The organism is Cellvibrio zantedeschiae (assembly GCF_014652535.1).
GTDB classification, from domain to species: Bacteria; Pseudomonadota; Gammaproteobacteria; order Pseudomonadales; family Cellvibrionaceae; genus Cellvibrio; species Cellvibrio zantedeschiae.
In genome coordinates this window covers 644,850-667,542 of the sequence record NZ_BMYZ01000001.1, presented here as the reverse complement: position 1 = coordinate 667,542, position 22,693 = coordinate 644,850, and the positions used below count along the sequence as shown (strand labels likewise).

21 protein-coding genes are annotated in these 22,693 nt (G+C 46.1%); 9 read left to right on the top strand and 12 right to left on the bottom strand.

Annotated features, from left to right (window positions below; genetic code table 11):
- Positions 1-6: 6 nt before the first annotated feature.
- The 5 genes from IE104_RS02975 to IE104_RS02955 form a co-directional block, all read right to left on the bottom strand.
- A complete protein-coding gene (locus IE104_RS02975) occupies positions 7-216 on the bottom strand; it encodes a type II toxin-antitoxin system antitoxin (protein ID WP_189415955.1) in 210 nt (69 codons plus the stop codon).
- Positions 217-233: 17 nt separating this feature from the next.
- Positions 234-1,091 (bottom strand): SPFH domain-containing protein, encoded by an 858-nt coding sequence (locus tag IE104_RS02970; RefSeq protein WP_189415954.1) that lies wholly within the window; start codon positions 1,089-1,091, stop codon positions 234-236.
- A 184-nt stretch (positions 1,092-1,275) separates the two neighbouring features.
- A complete protein-coding gene (locus tag IE104_RS02965) occupies positions 1,276-1,854 on the bottom strand; it encodes a YdeI/OmpD-associated family protein (protein WP_189415953.1) in 579 nt (192 codons plus the stop codon).
- A 42-nt stretch (positions 1,855-1,896) separates the two neighbouring features.
- Positions 1,897-2,826, bottom strand: a complete 930-nt coding sequence (locus IE104_RS02960) for a carboxylesterase family protein (protein WP_189415952.1) — start codon at positions 2,824-2,826, stop codon at positions 1,897-1,899.
- 33 nt (positions 2,827-2,859) lie between these two features.
- Positions 2,860-4,182, bottom strand: coding sequence for an alkaline phosphatase (locus tag IE104_RS02955; RefSeq protein WP_189415951.1), 1,323 nt, complete (start codon positions 4,180-4,182; stop codon positions 2,860-2,862).
- A gap of 367 nt (positions 4,183-4,549) precedes the next feature.
- Here IE104_RS02955 and IE104_RS02950 point away from each other — a divergent pair, with 367 nt between their 5' ends.
- Both IE104_RS02950 and IE104_RS02945 read left to right on the top strand, forming a co-directional pair.
- Positions 4,550-5,638 carry a sensor histidine kinase gene (locus IE104_RS02950; RefSeq protein WP_189415950.1) on the top strand — a complete coding sequence of 363 codons (1,089 nt, stop codon included), beginning with the start codon at positions 4,550-4,552 and terminating at the stop codon, positions 5,636-5,638.
- A gap of 1 nt (position 5,639) precedes the next feature.
- The gene (locus IE104_RS02945; RefSeq protein WP_189415949.1) at positions 5,640-6,236 is read left to right on the top strand and encodes a response regulator transcription factor; all 597 of its coding nucleotides are present in this window, start codon (positions 5,640-5,642) and stop codon (positions 6,234-6,236) included.
- Positions 6,237-6,388: 152 nt separating this feature from the next.
- On the opposite strand, the gene IE104_RS02940 is transcribed toward IE104_RS02945, so the two are convergent.
- Entirely contained in the window at positions 6,389-6,874 is a 486-nt protein-coding gene (locus IE104_RS02940) for a hypothetical protein (protein ID WP_189415948.1), read from the bottom strand.
- 235 nt (positions 6,875-7,109) lie between these two features.
- Between IE104_RS02940 and IE104_RS02935 the strand changes: the two genes are divergently transcribed.
- Both IE104_RS02935 and IE104_RS02930 read left to right on the top strand, forming a co-directional pair.
- The gene (locus IE104_RS02935) at positions 7,110-7,418 is read left to right on the top strand and encodes a DUF485 domain-containing protein (RefSeq protein WP_189415947.1); all 309 of its coding nucleotides are present in this window, start codon (positions 7,110-7,112) and stop codon (positions 7,416-7,418) included.
- Positions 7,415-9,055, top strand: coding sequence for a cation acetate symporter (locus IE104_RS02930; protein ID WP_189415946.1), 1,641 nt, complete (start codon positions 7,415-7,417; stop codon positions 9,053-9,055). The genes IE104_RS02935 and IE104_RS02930 overlap by 4 nt, the downstream gene beginning before the upstream one ends.
- A gap of 69 nt (positions 9,056-9,124) precedes the next feature.
- On the opposite strand, the gene IE104_RS02925 is transcribed toward IE104_RS02930, so the two are convergent.
- The 3 genes from IE104_RS02925 to IE104_RS02915 all read right to left on the bottom strand — a co-directional run bounded on the left by IE104_RS02925 (position 9,125) and on the right by IE104_RS02915 (position 10,946).
- Entirely contained in the window at positions 9,125-9,700 is a 576-nt protein-coding gene (locus IE104_RS02925; RefSeq protein WP_189415945.1) for a TIGR00645 family protein, read from the bottom strand.
- A 159-nt stretch (positions 9,701-9,859) separates the two neighbouring features.
- Entirely contained in the window at positions 9,860-10,207 is a 348-nt protein-coding gene (locus IE104_RS02920; protein WP_189415944.1) for a hypothetical protein, read from the bottom strand.
- A gap of 64 nt (positions 10,208-10,271) precedes the next feature.
- A complete protein-coding gene (locus IE104_RS02915) occupies positions 10,272-10,946 on the bottom strand; it encodes a pseudouridine synthase (RefSeq protein ID WP_189415943.1) in 675 nt (224 codons plus the stop codon).
- 166 nt (positions 10,947-11,112) lie between these two features.
- Between IE104_RS02915 and IE104_RS02910 the strand changes: the two genes are divergently transcribed.
- The 5 genes from IE104_RS02910 (at position 11,113) to IE104_RS02890 (ending at position 17,961) form a co-directional block, all read left to right on the top strand.
- Positions 11,113-12,777: a nitrite/sulfite reductase gene (locus IE104_RS02910; RefSeq protein ID WP_189415942.1), complete on the top strand. Its 1,665-nt coding sequence runs from the start codon at positions 11,113-11,115 to the stop codon at positions 12,775-12,777.
- The gene (locus IE104_RS02905; protein WP_189415941.1) at positions 12,761-13,264 is read left to right on the top strand and encodes a DUF934 domain-containing protein; all 504 of its coding nucleotides are present in this window, start codon (positions 12,761-12,763) and stop codon (positions 13,262-13,264) included. Before IE104_RS02910 ends, IE104_RS02905 begins: the two co-directional genes overlap by 17 nt.
- 212 nt (positions 13,265-13,476) lie before the next feature.
- On the top strand, positions 13,477-14,343 hold the full coding sequence (locus tag IE104_RS02900; protein ID WP_229837587.1) for a protein-L-isoaspartate(D-aspartate) O-methyltransferase: 867 nt from the start codon (positions 13,477-13,479) through the stop codon (positions 14,341-14,343).
- A 46-nt stretch (positions 14,344-14,389) separates the two neighbouring features.
- Positions 14,390-17,035 (top strand): hypothetical protein, encoded by a 2,646-nt coding sequence (locus IE104_RS02895; RefSeq protein WP_229837586.1) that lies wholly within the window; start codon positions 14,390-14,392, stop codon positions 17,033-17,035.
- Positions 17,035-17,961, top strand: a complete 927-nt coding sequence (locus IE104_RS02890; protein ID WP_189415940.1) for an alpha/beta hydrolase — start codon at positions 17,035-17,037, stop codon at positions 17,959-17,961. The genes IE104_RS02895 and IE104_RS02890 overlap by 1 nt, the downstream gene beginning before the upstream one ends.
- Before the next feature lie 6 nt (positions 17,962-17,967).
- Here IE104_RS02890 and IE104_RS02885 read toward each other — a convergent pair whose 3' ends face one another.
- The 3 genes from IE104_RS02885 to IE104_RS02875 all read right to left on the bottom strand — a co-directional run bounded on the left by IE104_RS02885 (position 17,968) and on the right by IE104_RS02875 (position 22,678).
- Positions 17,968-19,101: a patatin-like phospholipase family protein gene (locus tag IE104_RS02885; protein WP_189415939.1), complete on the bottom strand. Its 1,134-nt coding sequence runs from the start codon at positions 19,099-19,101 to the stop codon at positions 17,968-17,970.
- Between the two features lie 76 nt (positions 19,102-19,177).
- The gene (locus IE104_RS02880; protein WP_189415938.1) at positions 19,178-20,803 is read right to left on the bottom strand and encodes an AMP-binding protein; all 1,626 of its coding nucleotides are present in this window, start codon (positions 20,801-20,803) and stop codon (positions 19,178-19,180) included.
- An 81-nt stretch (positions 20,804-20,884) separates the two neighbouring features.
- Entirely contained in the window at positions 20,885-22,678 is a 1,794-nt protein-coding gene (locus tag IE104_RS02875) for an acyl-CoA dehydrogenase C-terminal domain-containing protein (protein ID WP_189415937.1), read from the bottom strand.
- Positions 22,679-22,693: the final 15 nt, after the last annotated feature.

Below are 22,693 nucleotides of genomic sequence, written 5' to 3'. Positions count from 1 at the left end.
CTCCTATTATTCAGGTTCTGATTCAGAGTCGTTCTCAAGGGACTCTATATCCGTAACTACCTTTTGAACTAGTTTTACCCGTCCACTCTTGACCAGAGCATCGCGCAAGACGTATTCAATTTGCGCATTCAAACTGCGTAAATCATCATCTGCCCAGCGCTGCAAAGCCGCTAACACTTGTTCATTAATACGAAGCGGATATGCTTTTTTAGACACGGCACGTACTCATTAAATTAGTAAAGACTACCGGTATTAATGACGGGCTGGGCGCGCTGGTCACCACACAAAACCACCAATAAATTACTGACCATTGCTGCCCTGCGCTCTTCGTCCAGGTCCACCACACCTTGCGCAGACAGCTGATCCAACGCATCGGAAACCATGCCCACAGCGCCCTGTACAATAATTTTACGCGCTGCCAATACCGCACTCGCCTGTTGACGCTGCAGCATTGCTTGCGCAATTTCTGGCGCATATGCCAAATGACTCAAGCGTGTTTCCATGACCTCAACACCGGCCTTCTGCAAACGATCTTGCACCTCAATCAAAAGCTTTTTGGCAATTGCATTGGAGTCGCTGCGTAATGACAAACGCCCATCTTCCTGATCGTGCTCATAGGGATAAGTTGTCGCTAAATTACGCAGAGCAGATTCACTCTGTATGGTCACATAATTCTCGTAGTTATCCACCTCAAATACCGCCTCGGCTGTGTCAACCACGCGCCACACAATAATTGCAGCAATCTCTATGGGGTTACCATTTGCATCGTTTACTTTTAAACGGCCGCTTTCAAAGTTGCGCACGCGCAGGCTTACGGACTGTTTGCTATAAAAGGGATTAGCCCAGCGCAGACCATTGTTCCTGTCTGTACCTACATAACGCCCGAATAACTGCAGCACCTTGCCCTGATTAGGGCTGACCATATAAAAGCCCCACCAACATACGAACACCACTATGCCGCCCAAAATCGCCACTACCTTAAGAATTGGCGCAAGGAAGATAGCGCCAGCTATTGAGCCTACCTGCGCTAAAAACAAAACAAATAACAACAAATAACCGGAGCCGGTGCTCGCTTCTACTTCTTGGTTCATGGTTAACTCCCTAAGTTGCTTACAAAAATGATATCCATTAGATATCACAATGATTCAACTGTAACTCTTGAGAGCACGAATGTAAAGAGCCGTTCGTCGCGTCGTGGTTTTAGGTATAAACAGGAATAGAGGATACCAAGGCACAAGTTGTGTCGTGCCTTGGGTAAGATTTGGCTGGGGCGAGCTAGTCGTTTAATCCTTTTCCCTCAAGGATTTGCGGTATAGCCTTTTCAACGCGGGATTCACGAGTTTTGGATTGTTTCGGAGCAGAAAAATGCAGGATATAGGCGCGCTGACGGCCAGGTGTTAAAGCCTCAAACGCTTTTTTAAGCTTGGAATTTTTGTTTAATTGATTTTGAAACTCTTCTGGAACCGAGAACTCTTCAGTCTTTTTAAAATCAATTTTCAAACCCGCCTTTTCCACCTTGATAGCCTCCTTAATATAGGACTTCAACGTGGATTCCATTTTCGTTATTTCCTGGATGTTTTTAAAACGAATCTGGCGCGCTGCCTGCACATTTTCCGTCTGTTGAACCAAAATTCCTTTTGGATCTTTTATTAACGCGCCCTTAAAAAATAAGAGCGCGCAATATTCTTTAAAGCCATGAATTAAAACTACGTTGGTTTTTCCAAGTGTGTAACAAGGCTGGCCCCATTTAAAATCTTCGTGCAACTCGCAACTAAGGGCAATCGCCCTTAGCTTTTGCATTTCTTCTTTCCAGGTTTTGGCCTTAGCTAAGACTTCATCTACTTTAGGATTCATTGTGATCTTCCAGGCAAAAGCATTATTGATGATTGTCTTACATCATTTCTTAGTGTGCGCCAATAACCATTGATATAAATCGTCACGCGCGTATACGCGTTTCCACGTGTCGTGCGCTATATCTTCTTCTACAGTGAAACGAACCTCTTTATTTCCCAACTCTTCCAACTTTGCCAAGCCAGGATAAAAGAATTTTTTGTTCACCGCTGCATCACGGCCACCCGCAAAAGCCCAAACAGGAACTTTATGTGCTGCTATGGGAGCCATTAGATCAGGATGTCCCCAACCCACCACCGGTGCCACGGCTGCAAATAACTCAGGATGCTTGCTCGTCATATACCATGTACCGAAACCGCCATAACTTAAACCCGTTAAATATAAACGTGATGAATCTGCACGATAATTTTGTTGCACCGCGCTTAGCATTCCTAACAAATCTTGCTCAACATAATCCCAGCCCATAGGAAGTAATGGCGGAACAGATTTCATATCATCTTGCGTTACTTGAGGTGCAGCTTGCAGCGGCCCCTGAGTGGCAAAGAATGGATCACGCGCAGGCACACCCTCTGCCAGACGCTGCGGAATTTGTGCACGCGTACGATTGGCAATATAGGGAACTTTTTCCATACCAAACATAGGCAGCTGTGGAGAGATAATAATGAAAGGTAAATCTTTTTTCTGAACCCAGGCCTCATAGAGCGGGCCGTGAGAAATCACATAATCCAATTCATCGCGACCATTACCGCGCTCGCCGTTACCGTGCAAAAACAGCATGACCGGCCATTTCTTATTAGGTTGATCTGCATAACCACGGGGCAGATAAACAAAGTACTGATGGGTTTCTTTATCCACGGTACTCACATAATCTTTACGCAATAATTGCTCGCCAGACGAAGATTTTGTTGGCGCATTGGTTTGGCAAGCTACAAGAAAAAAGCACGCGGCCGCTACGAATATTGATTTGAACTTCATCAATTTAATCTCCAAAGATAATTGTGTATAAAATTATTTTAAGTAGTTAAACAATTTTTTAGCGATGTCGGTGTTATCTATAGCACCTTCAAAATTATTTTTGCCTTTTCCATAACTAAAGACCTGAACGTATTCGCCGGTGTGCCCCTTGGTAGTCCAACCTGTCGAGGTATATTTGTCGATATAATTCAAGACTTGCGCTGTTAGTTGGCCAACAACCAGCTCACTATTATTCTCATCCGCCTGCGTAATAAACGCATCCAAGGTTTTTTGTTCGTCATCTGCCAATTTAATTTGGGTTAGCGATTGCCAAACAGATTTCCAATTACTTTTACTGGCCAACAATTGGCGAGCAATTGTCGGAGCAGTGGCTTTAATATTCCTGACGACAGCAGCGTTCCATTGATATTGGCCTTTTGCTCCAACCGATAAACCTCCGGTAGAGTGATCGGCAGTAGCAACAAAAATAGTATTGGGATTTTTATCAATAAATCGCTTTATTAACTTCATGGTTTCAGCCATGTCACGCATTTCACCCATAGCACAGGCGATATCATTGGCGTGACCGCACCAATCAATTTGGCTAGCTTCTAACATCAATAAGAATGGTTTCTTTTGTGCGGATTTTGCACTTAATAATTCCAGCGACTTCTCAGTCATTTCAACCAAACGTAGGGGATGCTCACTTTCCAAAGCAGGCGTTAAACCGCCCTTGGAAAATAAACCCAGAGCCGGCAACTTTTTAATTTTACTGAGATCTTTAATGTCTGCGTTATAGCTGTAACCCAGTGCTTCAAATTCTTTCGCCAGATTACGATCTTTGCGCACAAAATATTCCTGACCACCACCAAAAATTACATCAACTTTAGGTTTGCCATGAATTTTCAAATCCATGTATTGGTCGGCAATTTTTTCGTAGCTCTGGCGGCTGTCTGCATGCGCAACAAATGCAGCCGGTGTAGCGTGATTAACCTGACAAGTCACAGCAATTCCGGTTAGGTAACCCAGCTCTTTAGCTTTATCCAACACGCTTACAACAGGAGAACGCTGGGCGTTTACACCTATGGCGCCGTTGTAGGTTTTTACTCCTGTCGCCAATGCAGTGGCCGCGGCTGCGGAGTCTGTCACTTGATTGTGGTCGTCAGGATAAGTAGACGCCATGCCTACCAGCATTTCATCGAAAATAGTGGCATCAAGCTCTGGCGTTGTTAAATCATCTTGATACAAACGATAGGCCCCGGTATATGCCACCCCCATACCGTCGCCAATGAGAAAAATAATATTAGTGTTTGGTTCTGCTGCACGAACGCTTGTGCATAAGATGCAAGCAAGCAAGACCAAGGTTAATTTATGCATAAGCTACCTTTTATATTTTTTATTAAATCTCGCGTTGGTTGTGCATTCGCAATGGTTTGCACTCATTCAAGTCAGTATAGCGAGTTTGAAGGCAGGATTAAGTAGCGATAAGTTTTCTTTACAATAGGCTTTGAAAACGGCTTGCTTAAAATCCCTTTGACAATTGTCACTTTGACATTATGACTTTCGTGGATGGATTGATCCTCAAGGCAGTCTCATAATAACCATACAAAATTCAGGCTTAATGTATCTCGATGAAATATTCCACGTCACCAAATACGACTAAACTGTTAAAGTATTCACTGAAGCCGCAACGTGACGGCGGCAAGCATTTATTATCGAGAGCTTAAGACTCATTGAGGCCCCCATGAAAACCTGTCGCTCCCCACTCTTTTTAGAGAAACCCTGGATTTGGCTTGTTTTTAGTCTCTACTATTTTGTCCCCATTTATTACACCGCTTATAGCACTGCGCAGTACTTCTTTTTAGTCGGCGCCTATGTTGCCTTCGTTGTCCTTTATTTGCGCGCAACGATCATGAACGTCAGGTATGTGTGGCAGCCAATAACTGCAATCGTAGCCTTGAGCTTATTAGTTACCCCTCTCTCCCCCGGCTCCAGTACCTTTTTCTCTTATGTAGGATTCCTGATCGGCTTTTGCTACAGCACGCGCGTTTACATGACCCTGCTGGGTAGCCTGATAGCAATGATTCTGGTCATGCAGTACTACTATCAATACCAAGTACCTTTCTTTGCCCTTCCGGCGATCTCAGGCATTATCACTATAAGCTTATGGGGTTATATCGAGCGTATTCGCAGCGCGGCGGCGTCCCATTGGCTGCAAAGCCGGCAGGAAATTCAACAACTTGCCGTTATTGCAGAGCGCGAACGTATCGCCCGTGATTTGCACGATATTTTGGGCCACACCCTGTCCTCCATTGCACTTAAGGCGGAATTGGCTGAAAAGCTTTTGAAGCAGGAAAAAATTCAGGAAGTGGGCGAACATCTTTCTGACTTACACAAGATCGCGCGCGAAAGTTTGAGCCTGGTGCGCCAAACTGTGTCTGGTTACAAGCACCGCGGATTATCTGGCGAAGTAATTCAACTCTGCGAAAAGCTACGCCAAAACGGTTTCTCTGTAGAACTGCTGGGTGAAATACCTACTCTGTCAGCCCGTGCCGAAACCGCATTAATTTTGGCACTCACCGAATTAACAACCAATGTATTGCGCCATAGCAACGGCAACCACTGCCAAATTTCGTTTCAGTTAGAAGGCGATAACGTGGTTATTAGCATGCAGGACAATGGTTGCATCAAATCAATTACCCCCGGGAATGGCCTTAATGGAATCCAGGAACGATTACACGCTTTGGCTGGTGATGTAAGCGCACAAATCTCAAACGGTGCGCGTTTTGATATTACGTTGCCCGCCCATGAACTGACGACACAGGCCACCTGAAATGAAGATTTTGTTAGCAGAAGACCAAGCCATGGTACGCGGAGCACTCGCCGCACTTTTAACCATGGAGTCCAATTTTGAAGTAACCCAGGCAGAAGATGGTGATAAAGCCTGGCTTTTGCTAAAGCAAAATAGTTACGACATTCTGCTGACCGATATTGAAATGCCTGGCCGCTCTGGTTTGGAGCTGGCGCAATACCTGATTCAACAACAATCGCCCACCAAGATTATTATCATCACCACCTTCGGTCGCTCCGGCTATATTCGCCGCGCGATTGATATGGGCGTATCAGGCTTTTTATTAAAGGATGCGCCTTCAGAGCAATTGATTCAGGCGATTTACCGCATTATGGATGGCAAGCGAGTTATTGATGGTGAATTGGCAATGATGGCGCTGGGTGAAACTGATCCGCTCAGCGATAAAGAGCGTCGCGCCTTACGCCTTGCCAGTGAAGGAAAAACAACGGCAGAAATTGCCAACACCTTATTTTTATCAGAGGGAACTGTGCGTAATTATTTGTCAGAAGCTATCGCAAAATTAAACGCAGCAAACCGTGTAGATGCCGCGCGCATCGCCCGCCAAAAAGGTTGGATTTAATTCCCGCCGCCCAGGTTGTCCATTCCTGCACGCCAGCCAAATTTGTCATTTGATTGTCATAAAGTTGGCAATCAAACGACGTTGTAATCGTAAACATTAATTGACTTGGAAGCTGCAAGCTCAATTGCTAGAATCCCCCGCACTTCAATATCTTATTGCTCGGTTGGACCTTGCTCGCCAGAATTGGAGTGATGTTCGGAGGCTTTGTTCGCACGCATTTTTACCTCTTCTGCATATACCGTCAGCATCTGCATAAAAACAGATAACAACGAGGGGAATCGTGTCGCTAAAAAGCCTGCAAAAATGGCTGCTATAGCCACCACTGCTGGCGAGCGACCCGATAAGTTTTCCAGTACCTTTGTGAAGTTTGCTGTTGCCATATCAGCAGCTTCATTGTGAGCTGGCAGTTTAGGTTCCGGTTGGCGAACAAAAGCTTTAACCAAAGCAAAAATGATAATAGGCAAAAAATAAATCAATCCAAGTACTATGGGACCCCACACGACACCAAGGTTTGTACTTAACCATTGATTGATGCCAACACTGATCCAGACAAAACCAATGATGGTTGCCGCTAACAACAGCACCAGGCCGATTATGGATGAACGCAGTTCCTGTAAGCGATCAGTAAAATTAAACATAGGGCACCGTCCCAATAAAAGTGTGTAAATCAAGTCACAATATCCAGCTTGATTTATTCCCTAGAAACACGCAGATTAAAACAAAAATTTTTCCTGAACTTGAGTGACGAGTTCGATTACGAGTTCGATTAACAGCAACATCATAACAATAATATTAACAATCTCCGCGGCTAAACCTTGCTAGACCTGACTAAATATTAACCCACTATAACTTATTTATAACAAGGAAAAACCTATGAACCAACCCGAACAAATTCGGCAGCTACCGGAGTACGCGGAGCTGACACGTGCACGTAGAAAAATTGTGTGGCCGCTTTCTATCGCCGTCATTGTGGCTTACTTTGCATTGATTCTTGCAATTGCTTTTTCACCAACCTCATTAGGTGCACCCATTGGCGATGGCGTAACCTCAATTGGTGTTGCACTTGGGTTAAGCATTATTCTCTTTTGCATGGTTATTACTGGCATTTACGTCACCTATGCTAACCGCGTCATTGAACCACTCACCCGCGCTATAGTTCAAAAAGCAGGAGAGTTGAAATGAAATTAAAAACGCTATTTGCGTGTTCATTAGCATTTTTAGCAGCAGCTGCATGGGCAGATACCGCTCCTAAACCACCGGTTAATATCACTGCCATCACCATGTTCCTGGCATTTGTTTTGGTAACTCTGGGGATCACTTATTGGGCTGCGCGCCGCACCAAAACCACCGCGGATTTTTATGCAGCGGGTGGTGGTATTACCGGCTTCCAAAATGGTTTGGCAATTGCAGGCGATTACATGTCTGCGGCGTCCTTTCTGGGGATTGCCGGTTTGGTTTATACATCAGGTTTTGATGGTTTGATTTATGCAATTGGCTTTTTAGTAGGTTGGCCCATTGTATTGTTACTCATCGCAGAACCGCTCCGTAATTTAGGTAAATACACCTTTGCAGATGTAGCCTCTTTTCGCCTGCAACAAAAACCCATCCGCATTTTAGCGGCCAGCGGCTCACTCGTTACTGTAATCTTTTATTTAATTGCACAACTCGTTGGTGCAGGAAAACTAATTGAAGTCTTGTTCGGCCTGCCCTATCAATCTGCCGTAATTATTGTAGGCGTGTTGATGACACTCTACGTGACTTTCGGTGGCATGCTTGCAACTACCTGGGTGCAGCTAATCAAAGCAATCCTGTTGTTATCTGGTGCAAGCTTGATGGCATTGTTAGTGCTCTACCATTTTGGATTTAGCTTTGAAAACATGTTTGCCGAGGCCACCAAGGTTCACGCCAAGGGCACAGCAATTATGGCCCCTGGCACATTGGTTTCAGATCCAATTTCGGCAATCTCTCTCGGCATGGCCTTAATGTTCGGCACTGCAGGCTTACCGCACATCCTTATGCGTTTCTTCACCGTAAAAGATGCTGTACAAGCGCGTCGCTCAGTATTTTATGCAACAGGTTTTATTGGTTACTTCTACATTTTGACTTTCATTATTGGCTTCGGCGCTATTGTACTCTTGCTGAATAATCCTAATTATTTTGCAGATGGTAAATTAGTAGGCGGCACCAACATGGCAGCTATACATCTCTCCCATGCATTGGGCGGCGATATATTGTTAGGTTTTATCTCAGCCGTTGCTTTCGCTACGATTCTTGCAGTGGTATCAGGTTTAACGCTTGCAGGTTCGAGCGCAATTTCTCACGATCTTTATGCAACACTCGTATTAAAAGGTGAACGCAATGAGAAAAAAGAAATTCGTGCTTCGCGCATTGCAACCGTATGCCTGGGTGTAATTGCAGTTTTGCTTGGAATCGTTTTTGAAAACCAAAACGTCGCCTTCATGGTTGGCCTGGCATTCTGCGTTGCGGCGAGCGCTAACTTCCCAATTTTGTTGCTCTCCATGTACTGGCGCAAATTGACAACTCGCGGCGCCGTTATTGGTGGATCATTAGGATTGATCACGGCTTTGGTACTGGTTGTCATTGGACCAACCGTTTGGGTAGATGCATTCCATTTTGAGAAAGCCATTTTCCCATTCAAATATCCAGCAATCTTCTCTGTAAGCGTTGCGTTTATCGGAATTTGGTTATTCTCTATTCTTGATAAGTCTGCCACCGCAAAAGCAGAAGAAGCTGCGTTTGATGCACAGTTTGTGCGTTCACAAACAGGCATTGGTATAAGCGCAGCAGCTGAGCATTAATGTTTGTACGATAAAATGATAGAAATAAAAAAGGCAGCCGAGGCTGCCCTTTTTATTTCATGTTTTAGCTTATGAGGGAATAAGCGTGTGGTGCTTGGACACACGTTGCATTAACAAATCTGTGTAAGCAATACCCAGTGCCGACAGAATAAATGCCATGTGGATAATGGTTTGCCACATAATCCCAACCTCGGTGTATTTAGAATCTGGCAAACCTAAACTGCCCGCTTCAATAAATGTTTTTAACAAGTGAATTGACGAAATACCAATAATTGCCATCGCTAATTTAACTTTTAGAACAGTGGCATTTACATGACCTAACCATTCCGGTTGATCTGGATGTCCATCCAAATTCAAACGCGATACAAAGGTTTCATACCCGCCCACTATTACCATCACTAACAAATTGGAGATCATCACAACGTCGATGAGCCCCAACACACTGAGCATAATAGTCTGCTCAGTTAATGTATTGGCGGAATGGATAAGGTGATATAACTCTTTCAAAAATAAAAATACATACACAGCTTGCGCAATAATTAAGCCTAAGTACAAAGGCAGTTGCAGCCACCGAGATGAAAATATAAGTGCGGGGAAAAATCCAAGCTTTTGTGTGGTTTTTGGGCCGGTTGTATGTTCTTGCATTATCTAACTACCTATTGAGTGTGTAAAAAATCTTTAAAAATTTGCGCTAGTCATTTTTCATTATGACTATTTGTTTAAGCTATTGTTTGGACCATTGTTTGGACTATATAGCGATAAAACAGATTGTTCAATTCAGTTCCATTCAGGAAAAATCTGCTGTTAATCGAAAGGTGATCGTATAACTTCGTTCAAAAGATCACCACCACAATACATACATTTTTGTTTAAGCGCAGGCACCAAACGCCCACAATTTCGGCAAGTTGATTTTGCTTCAAGGCGAGTGATGCGATTAGCTGTCACTTGATCGATCATGGTCGCCAAGTCAGTTGCATTCACATTTAATTTAGCAACCAATATTTCGTATAAAGCTTCGTTGATCACAGAAAGGTTTTTTACTGTTGCCTCTACTTTATCCAACCGATCATCGTTACCTTCTGATTGACGTGCAGCTGCTTTTGCCGTCTCGCGGGTTTCAACATGGGTGACTTCGTGAATGCCATCAATCATTTGCCTTCTCCTTAAACAGTGAGTTGCGCTCTGATAATTCTACCAAATCCCAATCATTAACATTTTAAAATACAGGTTTGCAAACTCCCTCTACTCGTTCACCCGTAACCGGGTGATCAAAAGCCAATTCCGTTGCATGCAATAATAATCTTGGCGATTTTTTGCGCGCAGCTTGATCCGCGTAAAACTCACACCCGAGAATCGGGTGACCAATTGCCTGCATGTGCAAGCGTAATTGATGGGAGCGCCCGGTAATGGGGTGCAGCAACAGGCGCGTAGTCTGCGCAATTTCGTCGCGTGATACTACGGTAAATTCCGTGACAGATTGCCGGCCGATTGCCGTACAAATTTTATACTTTGGGCGATTTTCCATATCTGGCGCTATGGGTAGATCAATAACCCCCGAGTCCTGCGCGACCAACCCATCCACAACGGCGATATAGGTTTTATGGGTCGTACGCGCCTGGAATTGTTTGCTGATATGGGAGAGCGCCGCTTTATTCAGGGGAACAACCATTATGCCGGAGGTGTCGAAGTCCAGACGATGAACAATGGCGGCGTTAGGATGATCTTCCAGTAAGCGCGCTATGACTGAATCGCGATTTTGCGGATGGCGGCCGGGTACGCTGAGTAACCGGGTGGGCTTGTTGACAAGCAAATACTCAGAATCTCGCTTGAGGATAACAAGCTCCTCCCTACACGGCGGCAAAATCGCTAAATCATCAAACGCATCGGACATAGTCAACCCCTGAAAAGTGCGGGCAATCATACCAGCCAAGCACTTAAACCTATAACCAAAAGCTTTGTAATTAGTCCAAAAGAGTCCTTGTCTCGTCTCGCGGTTAGGGGACAATTGGTGTATTCTGCGCGCCTCATTTTTATGCTGAAGATGGTGCTAACACTCCATGTATATTTACGACGAGTACGACAACAGCATTCTGCGCCAGCGTGTGGCACAGTTTCGCGATCAAACTGAACGTTTTTTAGCGGGTAGCTTACCGCCTGAGCAGTTCTTGCCCTTGCGCCTGCAAAATGGTCTTTATGTCCAACGTTTAGCGCCCATGCTGCGTATTAATGTGCCCTACGGCATGTTGAACTCCACGCAGATTCGCAAGCTAGCCCATATCGCCCGTCACTATGATAAGGGTTATGTTCACGTTAGTACTCGTCAAAACATCCAATTCAACTGGCCGGATTTGACCGAAGTGCCAGATATTCTGTCTGAGTTGGCCGATGTTGGCATGCACGGTACGCAATCCAGCGGTAACTGCATCCGTAACACCACTTCAGACCAATTCGCGGGCGTTGCAGAAGACGAAATCGTTGATCCACGCCCCTACTGCGAAATTATCCGTCAGTGGTCAAGCTTTCACCCGGAATTCGCCTTCTTGCCACGCAAGTTCAAGATTGCTGTCACCGGCTCTGAGAAAGACCGCGCCGCGGTGCAAGTGCACGATATTGGTTTGCAAATTATCCTGAAAGATTCCGGCGAAATCGGCTTTAAGGTTTATGTAGGTGGCGGTTTAGGCCGTACACCGGTAATCGGCAGCGTGATTCGTGAGTTTTTGCCAGAGGAAGATTTGCTACCTTATTTGGAAGCTATCCTGCGCGTGTACAACCTCTCCGGCCGCCGCGACAACAAATACAAAGCTCGTATCAAGATTCTGGTGCGTGCACTCACTCCTGAAGTTTTTGCCCAGAAGGTGGAAGCTGAGTGGGAAAACACCAAAGACGGTTATAGCAAGTTGACCCGCGCTGAAATCGAACGCGCCAAGAGCTTCTTTACTGAACCAGCTTACGAAACTATCGATAACGCTGCAGCTCAAGCAGCAGTTGATGCGCAAGCTGCTGAAAGTGTCGCCTTCAGCAAGTGGTTACAACGCAATGTGCGCGGCCACCGCGTTCCTGGCTATGCAGCTGTTACCTTGTCGCTAAAGCCAACCGGCGTAGCACCAGGTGATATCACGGACAGCCAACTCGAAATCATCGCCAACCTTGCCGATGAATTTAGCTTTGGTGAGGCACGCACTACCCACGAGCAAAATATCGTTTTGGCTGACGTGAAAAAATCAGACCTTTTCACCCTGTGGCAAAAATCCAAGGCAGCCGGTTTTGCTACGCCTAATATCGGCACCATTACCGACATTATTTGCTGCCCTGGTGGTGATTTCTGTTCGCTCGCCAACGCCAAATCTATTCCGATTGCTGAAGCTATCCAACGTCAGTTTGACGATTTGGATTACGTTTACGACTTGGGCGATATCGATCTGAACATCTCTGGCTGTATGAACGCTTGCGGTCATCACCACGTAGGTCATATCGGCATTCTCGGCGTAGATAAAGCCGGCAAAGAGTTCTACCAAGTGCAATTGGGCGGCAGCGCCAGCAACGATGCATCTCTTGGCGATGTACTAGGCCCATCTTTTGGCGCTGAAGTTATGCCGGACGTGATCCAAAAGCTGGTTAACGTTTACGTTGAAAACCGCACTGCTGAAGAATTGTTTATTGATACCTATCGCCGTATAGGTGCCACTCCCTTTAAGGAGCGTGTATATGCCAAAGCTAATTAAAGACGGCGCTATAATCGAAAATACTTGGGAACTGATTGCCAAACCAGAAGGCGATGCTGCTGAAGTAGCAGTACCTGCTGGCCATGTGATTGTCCCACTGAGCGTTTGGATTGCCCAAAAAGCCCAGCTGCAAACCCGTAACGATGTTGGTGTTTGGTTGGATAGCGATGAATTTGCGGAAGACATCGGCGAAGAAGCCAACCGTTTTCCGGTAATTGGCGTTAACTTCCCTGGTTTTATGGACGGCCGCGCATTCTCTACCGCACGTTTACTGCGTGAGCGTTATGGCTTCACCGGTGAAGTGCGAGCAGTGGGTAACTTTATTCGCGACCAACTCTGCTATTTGCGCCGCTGCGGGGTAAATGCTTTTGCGTTTGCGAACCCGGAAGCAGACCTGGAAGTTGCACTTAAGTCACTCGCAGATTTTAGCGAGTACTATCAGGCTTCCGTGGATCAACCACTACCGCTCTTTCGTCGTAGAGCCTAAAAGCTCCACAAAAAAAGCCGCCTAAATAGCGGCTTTTTTTGTATCTGTAACATCTGGTTTTTACTCTAAACGCAAGGCTCCACCGCCCCGCCCCAAGCCGTGTTTTAGGTATCGTTTTGCTCTTTCGCCATGCTAGAATCGCCGCCCGGTTTAGCCAATCTATAACTTATTTTAAACCTCGTTAGCCACTATTGATGTAGTAAGGACTCCTCTTGAAATACTTTAAGAAATTCACTTTGACCCTGGGTTTGGTTAGCGCGTTTGTTCCTGTATTGGCGAGTGCCGCAGTTCCCAAGGCTTACACTTACGACATGGTTCCACCCACAGATAGCAAAGAGGCTTTCGTCAGCTGGATGGTAACCAACCGCGGTGAAGACAAAAAATTCCTCGGCCAACGTTGGGATCGCTACCAGGCGCTAATTCAACGCGGCGACCTCACCAATGAACAAACCAAGCGCGCGTTTCTGATGACGCCACGCGAAGAGTTTGTATTGAGAAAAACCTCTGCGCACACCTACGACGATAATTTTTTGGATATTGGTTTTGGCGTGACCATTTCCGGCCCCCACGCCGTTAGCCGTATGACCAGCGTATTGGACATCAAGAAGGGCGACAAAGTATTGGAAATTGGTACCGGCTCCGGCTATCAATCGGCTATTCTCGGCCACATTACCGACAAGGTATGGACGATTGAAATCATCAAGCCGCTAGCTGAACGTACCCGTACCTTGTACGACACCATCATCGCCAAAGGCTACACCGAATACAAAAACGTCAACACCAAGCAAGCTGACGGTTACTACGGTTGGGAAGAGGCTGCACCATTCGACAAAATTATTGTGACTTGCGGTATCGACCATATACCACCAGCCTTGCTTAAGCAGTTGAAAACGGGCGGCATGATGGTTATCCCCGTGGGCCCACCAGGTGCGCAGCACGTGCTTAAAATTACCAAAGAAGCCAACCCCGATGGCTCTATCAAAATCGCGCGCTCCGATATTTATAACGGTAAGGTGGTTCCTTTCGTTCCTTTCACCAAACTGGAAGGCGATACCATCGTAGGCTCTCATAATAAATAGGCGTTCGCGCAATAAATAAGAGCTGCACAACAAACAGCAGGATCGCATGACAGTGACAGATTCAATTAGCCCGGATACTTCACCCGCCGCCTTTCACGAATGGTCACAAACAGGATTACGGCAGCTACTCATGTACGCTGCCGTAGGTTGTGTAGCCGGTGCCATCATCGCCCTGCAAATTGGTGTGATGCGGATTTTCTCGGAAGGCAGCTGGGCGCATTTTGGTTCACTCGTGGTCAGCCTCGCTATGCTCGGGTTTGGCCTGACCAGTGCGGTTATGTGCCTCGCCCGCCCCTGGTTTGAGCGGCATTGGTTCGGCGTGATTGCCACCTCGCTCGCACTCTTTGCCCCGCTTATCGTGGGTGCCAATCTCGCTGCCCAACAACTTCCGTTCAACCCCATCTTTTTAGTTTCAGATTCCCAACAAAAATGGCGTTTGGTCGCCAATTTTGCACTTTACTTGCTGCCATTTTTAGCGGGCAGTTTATTTTTGGGGACGGTGTTTTTGCGCGCAAAAAATGTTTTCGGGCGCGTTTACTTTGCCGATTTGCTCGGCTCCGGCCTGTGTGGATTATTGACCCTTGGCGCCTTGTTTTTATTTCGCCCGGACAATCTTGTCCTGGTGCCCGTGCTGCTTGCAGGTATCGGCGGTGTGCTGTGGTTTTCTGGTTTGGGCTCGCGCATATGGGCTATAGCATTGGCCGTAATTTCATTGGTGTCGATAGGAGCACATTTGCATTTACCCGATGCGGCAAAGATTCCCAAACTTTCAGTATCAGATTACAAAGGCGTGTCTTACGCGCGCAAATTTCCTGATAGTAAACGCCAATATGAAGCGGTTTCACCCTTCGGTCATTTGGAAGTTTACAGCAGTTCCTATTTGCATTTTGCACCGGGCTTGTCTGATAACGCGTCTCTTAACCTGGAAGAAATGCCCGCAAATGCTTATCTCGGTTTGTACGTAGATGGCGACGGCCCCATAGGCGTGATGCGCGAGCTGTCCAATAAGGACACGGCTTATTTTCATTATCTGCCGATGATTTATCCCTACCTTATTACCAACAAACCTAAAACTTTTGTGGTGCAATTTGGTGGCGGTATTTCCACCATGGTTGCATTGCATAATTCATCCAGCGTGACTGTGGGCGAAGCCAATCCCGCATTTTTAACAGCATTTCGCGAAAGCGATGTGCTGAAAAAATTCACTAACGACATACTTAATCGCGTCACCGTTATCCCCTACGATGGCCGCTTATTTCTTGCCAATACGCGCGAGCGCTACGATGTCATTGATTTGAGCCTTGCAGATTCTGCAGGTCTTTCAAATCCCGGCGGCTTTGCGATTGTGGAAAAATATTCTTACACCAAAGAAGCCATGCAGCATTACATGCGTGCGCTGAGCGATGCGGGAACTCTGTCGGTGACTCTGTGGAATAAAGAAGAACCGCCAAAATCCGTATTAAAACTTTTTGCCACAATGGCAGCCGCTGCGCGCGCGAATGGCGACAAAGATATCAGCCAAAATTTCTTCGTGGCTTCCAGCTATTTATCGACAGTAACCGTGCTCTACAAACGCGGTGGATTTACAGCCGATGAGTTGACCAAGTTGCGCGAACATACCTCATCCATGTCTTTCGATGAAATCTACTCGCCTGGCATTAAAGTGGATTTGGCAAAAGCCGATCATGTTTTCAAAGACTTCCATGACAGTATTTTCTCCGCCGAAAACAGCGAAGCAGCAGCTAAGGAACCATCGACCAATGCGCCAAGCGCCGAGGTTATAGCTGATGAAAATGCCTTGACTGTGCCCGCGTCAGTACTCAGCCAAGTTGCCTGGCAAGCTTTAATTCGCGATGACTGGAAAGGTTTTAGCGAACGCTATTTATTTGATGTACGGCCGCTTACCAACAACCATCCCTATTTTGCGGCTTACGTTTTCCCGAAAGACCTGCCAAAAATCACCGACCGCTTGGAATTGTTTCAAGATGAATGGGGTTATTTATTGCTTTGGGCAACATTGGCAATTGCTTGTGCAGCAGGTTTGATTTTAATTGCTATCCCGATGATTGCAGGTTGGCGCACGGCTTTTAGCCATTACCCCGGCAAGGCGCAAACCATTATCTTTTTTGCGTGTTTAGGCTTTGGCTATATCACTGTGGAAGTTGGTCTTATCGCGCAATTTATTCAAGCGCTTTCAAACGCTACCGTGTCTGCGTCCGTATTGATTACGGGCATGTTAGTGTTCTCAGGCATTGGTAGTTTTGTTTCCGATAAATACGCTCACAGCGCGCGCGTAACATTGCCTAAAATTTTATTAAGCGTTGGCGCACTGCTGATTATTTACAGCCTTGTGCTTAACCCTATTCTCAACGGCATCGGCGGTCTACCCTACGCACTTCGCTTAATTTGCTGCTTTGCTTTAATTGCACCGCCAGCATTTTTAATGGGCTTCCCTATGGCAACTGGCATGGGCGCATTAACTCGTTTGAAGAAAGAACACATGTTCCTTTGGGCCTGGGGTGTTAACGGTTGCTTCTCGGTAATAGGTGCAGCACTCGTACCCATAATCGCAACTTCCTTCGGTTTGGCTACGGTAATTGCAGTCGCAGGAGTCGCCTATATAATTGCCATTCCTGCGTTTATGGGCGTTTTAAAACCCATTAAACATGCGGCGATTATGGAGAAAGCTTAATGCTGAAAAAGTTTCTGATGTATTTAAACATCCTCAGCTTGTGCACATGTGCAAATGCCTGGAGTGATGTAAATCAGCAAACAAGTCTACGCAGCTTTAAGTACGCACCTTTCCCACTTAACGAAAAACAAGCCAGCACTTTTTTTGATGTTAACGAAGCTGGCCGCCGTGGACACAACAGCACGCGTGGCGGCTTACTCTGGGAAGACACAACCTATAATGACAACCGTGTGTTGCTGGCAACTTCAGCTAATAACGCGAGCAAGCACTACCCCACATTAATCGTTTATTTGCACGGCAACCAAGCTACGCTTGAGCGCGACGTTCTCGAACGCCAACAAATTCCCGCACAAATTATTGCGGCAGATATAAACGCATTTTTAGTTGCACCGCAATTCGCGAGTGATGCATTGGATTCCAGTCCCGGGAATTTTGTGCAAAAAAATTACTTCAGTGCGTTTATCAGAGAAGCCGCCACACAAGCGGGGCAATGGCAAAACAGCAGACAGTTAGAATACCAACTTAAAAACGCGCCCATCATATTAGTGGCTTACAGCGGCGGTTATTTAGCGGCGGCTAATATTTTAAGTAACGGTGGAATGAATAACAGGATTAAAGGCGTGATATTGATGGATGCGCTTTACGGACAGGAAGAAATTTTCGCTAAATGGCTGCGGAGCAATCACCGCAAAAGTTTTTTCTTTAGCACCTACACAGAACCAGCGCGCCCAAGTAATGAGTTGCTGCAAAATTTGTTACGTGAGCAAGGAATTAAGTTTGAAACCAGCATGCCGCAAGCCTTACGTAAAAGCAGCATCAGTTTTATCAAGCTGGATGAAAATATTCTTCACAAAGATTTGCTAACCCAAGCCTGGAATAACGAACCCCTGGTTGATTTACTCCGCAAAACAAAAACCACGCGTTAAGGTTATTTATTTCGCAAAGAATTGCTTAAGCGCCTCAGCTTCTGCCAGCGCATCCTGACGTCCAAGCTCCATTAAATCAGTAATGAACTCAGTAGAGAATAATAAATAACTCGCCGCCGTAGCACCGCCACCTTTCGCTGTAGCACCAATCGCACGCAAGAAAAATCGCAAACTATCTGGAAGATAACGCACATTTCTACCGGCAATAACATCCAAGGGACTGGAAGGTGAAATCACCATATTGTCCACTGCGCGCAATTTAAAATCGGCAGGTTTATTTTCTTCTGGAATTAATTTCACCAATTTATTCACAAGCTCCATATGTTCCATATCGCCTTCAAGCGAATCTACAAACGCACTATTTAACAAGTGCCCGACAATTTGGCCCATGGATGGAGAATGTTTTACCGGCAAGCGTTTATTGGGTTTATTGGATGACCTGTTTCCACTCACACCGATTACAAATAAAGACTCAGCGCCTAAATGTAATGCCGGACTGATAGGTGCCAACTGACGCAACGCACCGTCACCAAAGTATTCACGATTAATTCGCACAGCAGGAAAAATGGTGGGAATGGCAGATGAGGCTAACAAATGTTCCAAACGCAAAGGCGTTGCAACACCAGCGCGGCGGTAACGGTTCCAGCCTTGAATACTTTCGTGCCCCTGAAAAAAACTGACGGTGTGGCCAGAGGTATAGCCCATGGCGGAAACCGACACTGCTAATAGTTTCCCACTTTCTATAGCGTTATTAATGTTGTGAAAAGGTATGCGTGAGCCTAATAAATCCCACAGCGGGGAATTATCCAACAGTGATAACGGGCGCTGCCGGCCAATCCCCTGATTGAAAAGCGACAGCCCTAAGAGACCGAGACCTTTAAAAATATCCGACCAGCCGTGTAAGTAAACATCGCCCACGGTTAGGTTGCGCCACATGTTCGCCAGCGCATGTACTGACTCTTTGAAATTACCGGGGTGAGCTGCAAGGGCGAGCGCATTAATTGCGCCCGCTGATGTACCGCAAATAATTGGAAAGGGATGAGTATTATCTTCGGGTAAAATTTCTGCTAAAGCTTGCAACACGCCCACTTGATAAGCTGCACGCGCGCCACCACCAGACAGGATTAAGGCTCTTTTCATAATAACGGGCCATTTATTTTTTTAATGGAGCAGCACTCCACTAAAAAGATCAGCACAACAATCACGCGCAAGATACTCACGCTTTTTTGGCAATTTCTTTATCGCGCAATTCACGGCGCAATATTTTACCCACGTTGGTTTTTGGTAAATCTTTGCAGAACTCCACCTGATGCGGAACCTTATAGGCCGTTAATTTTGTTTTCGCAAAATCGCGCACGGCTTTCACATCCAACGCCGGATTTGAACACACTACAAAAGCTTTAACGACTTCGCTACCTTCTTTGTCGGGCACGCCAATTACTGCTGCTTCAACAATATCGGGATGACTCGCCAGCACATCTTCAACTTCATTGGGGTAAACTTTAAAACCGGAAACGTTAATCATATCTTTTTTGCGATCGACAATTTTTATAAAACCGTCGGGAGCAATCACTGCCATATCACCGCTTTTAAACCAACCTTCATCATCAATCACTTCTGCTGTTGCTTCGGGTCTTTGCCAATAACCTTTCATCACCTGTGGGCCGCGAATGCATAATTCACCCGCTTCACCTGTTGGCAAACTATTGCCATTTTCATCCACAACTTTGCATTCGGTATCGGGCAATGGCCTCCCAACCGTGCCATATTGCACAGCATTCACCTGGTTGCTGCACACAACTGGCGAGGTTTCTGTTAAACCATAACCTTCAGTGATTGGGCTGCCGGTTAATTCGCGCCATTTATTAGCAGTCTCAGCCGTTAAAGCCATACCGCCCGAGGATGTTAAATGCAGCGGACTGAAATCCAGTTTTTGAAAATCAGGATTGCGCAACAAAGCATTAAATAAAGTGTTCAAACCTACAAACAGGGTGAACGGATATTTTTTTAAGGTTTCAACAAAAGCTTTGATATCGCGCGGATTTGGAATCAGGATACTGTGATTGCCCAAGGCCACTGCAGACGTACAATGAATCGTAAAAGAATAAATGTGGTAAAGCGGAAGCGGAGCAATATACAGCTCCTGGTTTCTGCGAAATGAACTCACCATGTGCTCGTTCAGCTGCAACATATTGGCAACCAGATTGCGATGAGTCAGCATTGCACCTTTAGCAACGCCAGTAGTGCCACCGGTATATTGCAATACCGCAACATCTTCCGGATCGCGCGCTACAATTTCCCAGGATTTTTGTGGGAGCGAAAGAACTTTGCAAAAACTGATTTGGTTTGGAAATAAAAATTCTGGTACTAATTTTTTAACATATTTTACAACGCAGTTAATTAATAACCGCTTCAATGGCGAATGAATATCGGCAAGCTCAGTCACAATAACTTGCTCAACACCTGTCTCACGAATAATAGTGGATGCATTCTTGGCAATGTTCGCTAACACCACCAACGCTTTTGCGCCAGAGTCATTTAATTGATGTTTAATTTCATGTGCGGTGTACAAAGGGTTGGTATTAACCACCACCAAACCCGCGCGCAAAGCGCCGAATACCGCGATGGGGTATTGCAAAATATTGGGTAATTGAATTGCAATGCGGTCACCGGGTTTTAAATTGGTGTGATGTTGCAAGTAAGCCGCAAATTTACCGCTAAGATCATCCAGTTCACGAAAACTGATCGTGCGATCCATGCAGGTAAACACAGGGCTATCTGAATATTCCTGACAGGCCTCCGCAAATACTTCAGGAATCGTACGATGATAATTCAACGGCATTTACTCACTCCTAACTCTTTTTATTAAATGTTTATTGGCACTAAACCGACAGCACTAAATCCACTTGCACTACAACCGCCACTAAAACGCAAATTGCTCTGCTGGCAACTCCATTAAATTATTTGCACCGGATTTTATGGTAGCAACCAACGTCAGTGTTCTCGGCAAGATTCGCTCGAAATAAAAACGTGCAGTCGCTAGTTTTGCGCGATAAAAATCTTGTTCGTCGCTGCTTGTAGCAAGCGCAGCCAATGCTGTTTTAGCCGCTCGTGCCCACAAATAACCCATAAAAATATAACCGCAGTACATCAAATAATCGACTGATGCCGCGCCTACTTCATCGGGATTTTGCTGTGCAAGCGCGCCAATGTGCTGGGTCACCCCCAACCACTCTGTATGTAGTCTAGTCAAAGAATCAGCGTAGGGCGACAATTCTGGCGCGTTTGTAGGGTCCTGGCAGAAATGCTGGATACATTTGGTAAAACCATCCATCAGCTTGCCGTCCGACAACAGAATTTTGCGCCCTAATAAATCGAGCGCTTGAACACCAGTGGTGCCCTCGTACAGCGATGCAATTCGACAATCGCGCAGATTTTGTTCAACTCCCCATTCCTTAATGTAGCCGTGCCCACCAAAACATTGCAGCGCGAGGCTGGCAGATTCAAACCCCAGCTCGGTAATAAAACCTTTGGCAATCGGGGTTACCACGCTCAACATGTCCTGTGCCATTTGGCGTTTTTCCGGGGTAGCAGCGTGCTGGGCAATATCAACGCGTTTGGCTGCAAAGTACGCCATCATCCGCATACCTTCGCTCAAGGCCTTTTGGGTCATGAGCATACGGCGGACATCGGGATGAGAAATAATAGGGTCTGCTACACCAGTAGGGTTTTTGGCTCCTGACAAGGACCTACCCTGCAAACGCTCGCGGCTGTAATTTAACGCAGCCTGGAAACCGGACTCTGCATGGGCAATGCCCTGCAGTGCAGCTCCCAGCCGCGCCAAATTCATAAAGGTAAACATCAGATGCAAACCTTTATTAGCTTCGCCCAATAAAGTGCCTACAGCCCCATCAAAATTTAGTACGCAGGTAGCGTTGCCGTGAATACCCATTTTATGTTCGAGCGAACCACAGCTCACACCATTACGCGCCCCCAAACTGCCGTCAGCATTCACAGTAAATTTAGGCACAATAAAAAGCGAAATACCTTTGGTGCCTGCAGGTGCATCTGGTAAGCGGGCAAGTACTATGTGAACAATATTTTGGGCGAGATCGTGATCGCCAGAGGAAATAAAAATCTTGGTGCCCGTTAACGAAAAACTTCCGTCACCTACGGGCGTAGCTTTGGTTTTCAATAGCCCCAAATCCGTACCGCAATGAGCCTCAGTCAAACACATAGTGCCTGTCCATTCGCCGGAAATAAGCGCAGGAAGGTAAGTTTGTTTTTGAAAATCGGAACCGTGGGACTCAATGGTATGCATAGCACCTTGCGACAAACCGGGATACATAGTCCACGCATAATTTGCGGTGGCTGATAGCTCGTTCATCACAATACCCAGAGACTGAGGCAACCCTTGTCCACCAAATTCCGCTGAACGCGCAAGCGACGGCCAGCCTGCGTCGCAATATTGTTGATAAGCAGTTTTAAACCCGGCGGGAGTAATGACTTCGCCATCCACTAACCGGCACCCTTCAGTGTCGCCAGATGCAGACAAAGGCGCCAAAATGTCTTCGCAAAATCGCGCACTTTCGTTTAATAGCGCTTTAGTGAGGCTGCGATCCAGACTCGGGCAGTAGTCTGCGTAGTGCTCCTCGAAATGAAATAATTCAAACAGCGCAAATTCGATATCGCGCAGGGGTAGCTTGATCTTACTCATCCTTAATTACCTTAT

Coding starts and splice junctions, on each gene's coding strand:
- IE104_RS02950 (WP_189415950.1), top strand. CDS start 4,550: ATGAAAACCTGTCGCTCCCCACTCTTTTTAGAGAAACCCTGGATTTGG.
- IE104_RS02920 (WP_189415944.1), bottom strand. CDS start 10,207: ATGATTGATGGCATTCACGAAGTCACCCATGTTGAAACCCGCGAGACG.
- IE104_RS02885 (WP_189415939.1), bottom strand. CDS start 19,101: ATGAAAAGAGCCTTAATCCTGTCTGGTGGTGGCGCGCGTGCAGCTTAT.
- IE104_RS02970 (WP_189415954.1), bottom strand. CDS start 1,091: ATGAACCAAGAAGTAGAAGCGAGCACCGGCTCCGGTTATTTGTTGTTA.
- IE104_RS02955 (WP_189415951.1), bottom strand. CDS start 4,182: ATGCATAAATTAACCTTGGTCTTGCTTGCTTGCATCTTATGCACAAGC.
- IE104_RS02935 (WP_189415947.1), top strand. CDS start 7,110: ATGAACCAACCCGAACAAATTCGGCAGCTACCGGAGTACGCGGAGCTG.
- IE104_RS02890 (WP_189415940.1), top strand. CDS start 17,035: ATGCTGAAAAAGTTTCTGATGTATTTAAACATCCTCAGCTTGTGCACA.
- IE104_RS02880 (WP_189415938.1), bottom strand. CDS start 20,803: ATGCCGTTGAATTATCATCGTACGATTCCTGAAGTATTTGCGGAGGCC.
- IE104_RS02930 (WP_189415946.1), top strand. CDS start 7,415: ATGAAATTAAAAACGCTATTTGCGTGTTCATTAGCATTTTTAGCAGCA.
- IE104_RS02945 (WP_189415949.1), top strand. CDS start 5,640: ATGAAGATTTTGTTAGCAGAAGACCAAGCCATGGTACGCGGAGCACTC.
- IE104_RS02925 (WP_189415945.1), bottom strand. CDS start 9,700: ATGCAAGAACATACAACCGGCCCAAAAACCACACAAAAGCTTGGATTT.
- IE104_RS02960 (WP_189415952.1), bottom strand. CDS start 2,826: ATGAAGTTCAAATCAATATTCGTAGCGGCCGCGTGCTTTTTTCTTGTA.
- IE104_RS02905 (WP_189415941.1), top strand. CDS start 12,761: ATGCCAAAGCTAATTAAAGACGGCGCTATAATCGAAAATACTTGGGAA.
- IE104_RS02895 (WP_229837586.1), top strand. CDS start 14,390: ATGACAGTGACAGATTCAATTAGCCCGGATACTTCACCCGCCGCCTTT.
- IE104_RS02910 (WP_189415942.1), top strand. CDS start 11,113: ATGTATATTTACGACGAGTACGACAACAGCATTCTGCGCCAGCGTGTG.
- IE104_RS02940 (WP_189415948.1), bottom strand. CDS start 6,874: ATGTTTAATTTTACTGATCGCTTACAGGAACTGCGTTCATCCATAATC.
- IE104_RS02965 (WP_189415953.1), bottom strand. CDS start 1,854: ATGAATCCTAAAGTAGATGAAGTCTTAGCTAAGGCCAAAACCTGGAAA.
- IE104_RS02875 (WP_189415937.1), bottom strand. CDS start 22,678: ATGAGTAAGATCAAGCTACCCCTGCGCGATATCGAATTTGCGCTGTTT.
- IE104_RS02915 (WP_189415943.1), bottom strand. CDS start 10,946: ATGTCCGATGCGTTTGATGATTTAGCGATTTTGCCGCCGTGTAGGGAG.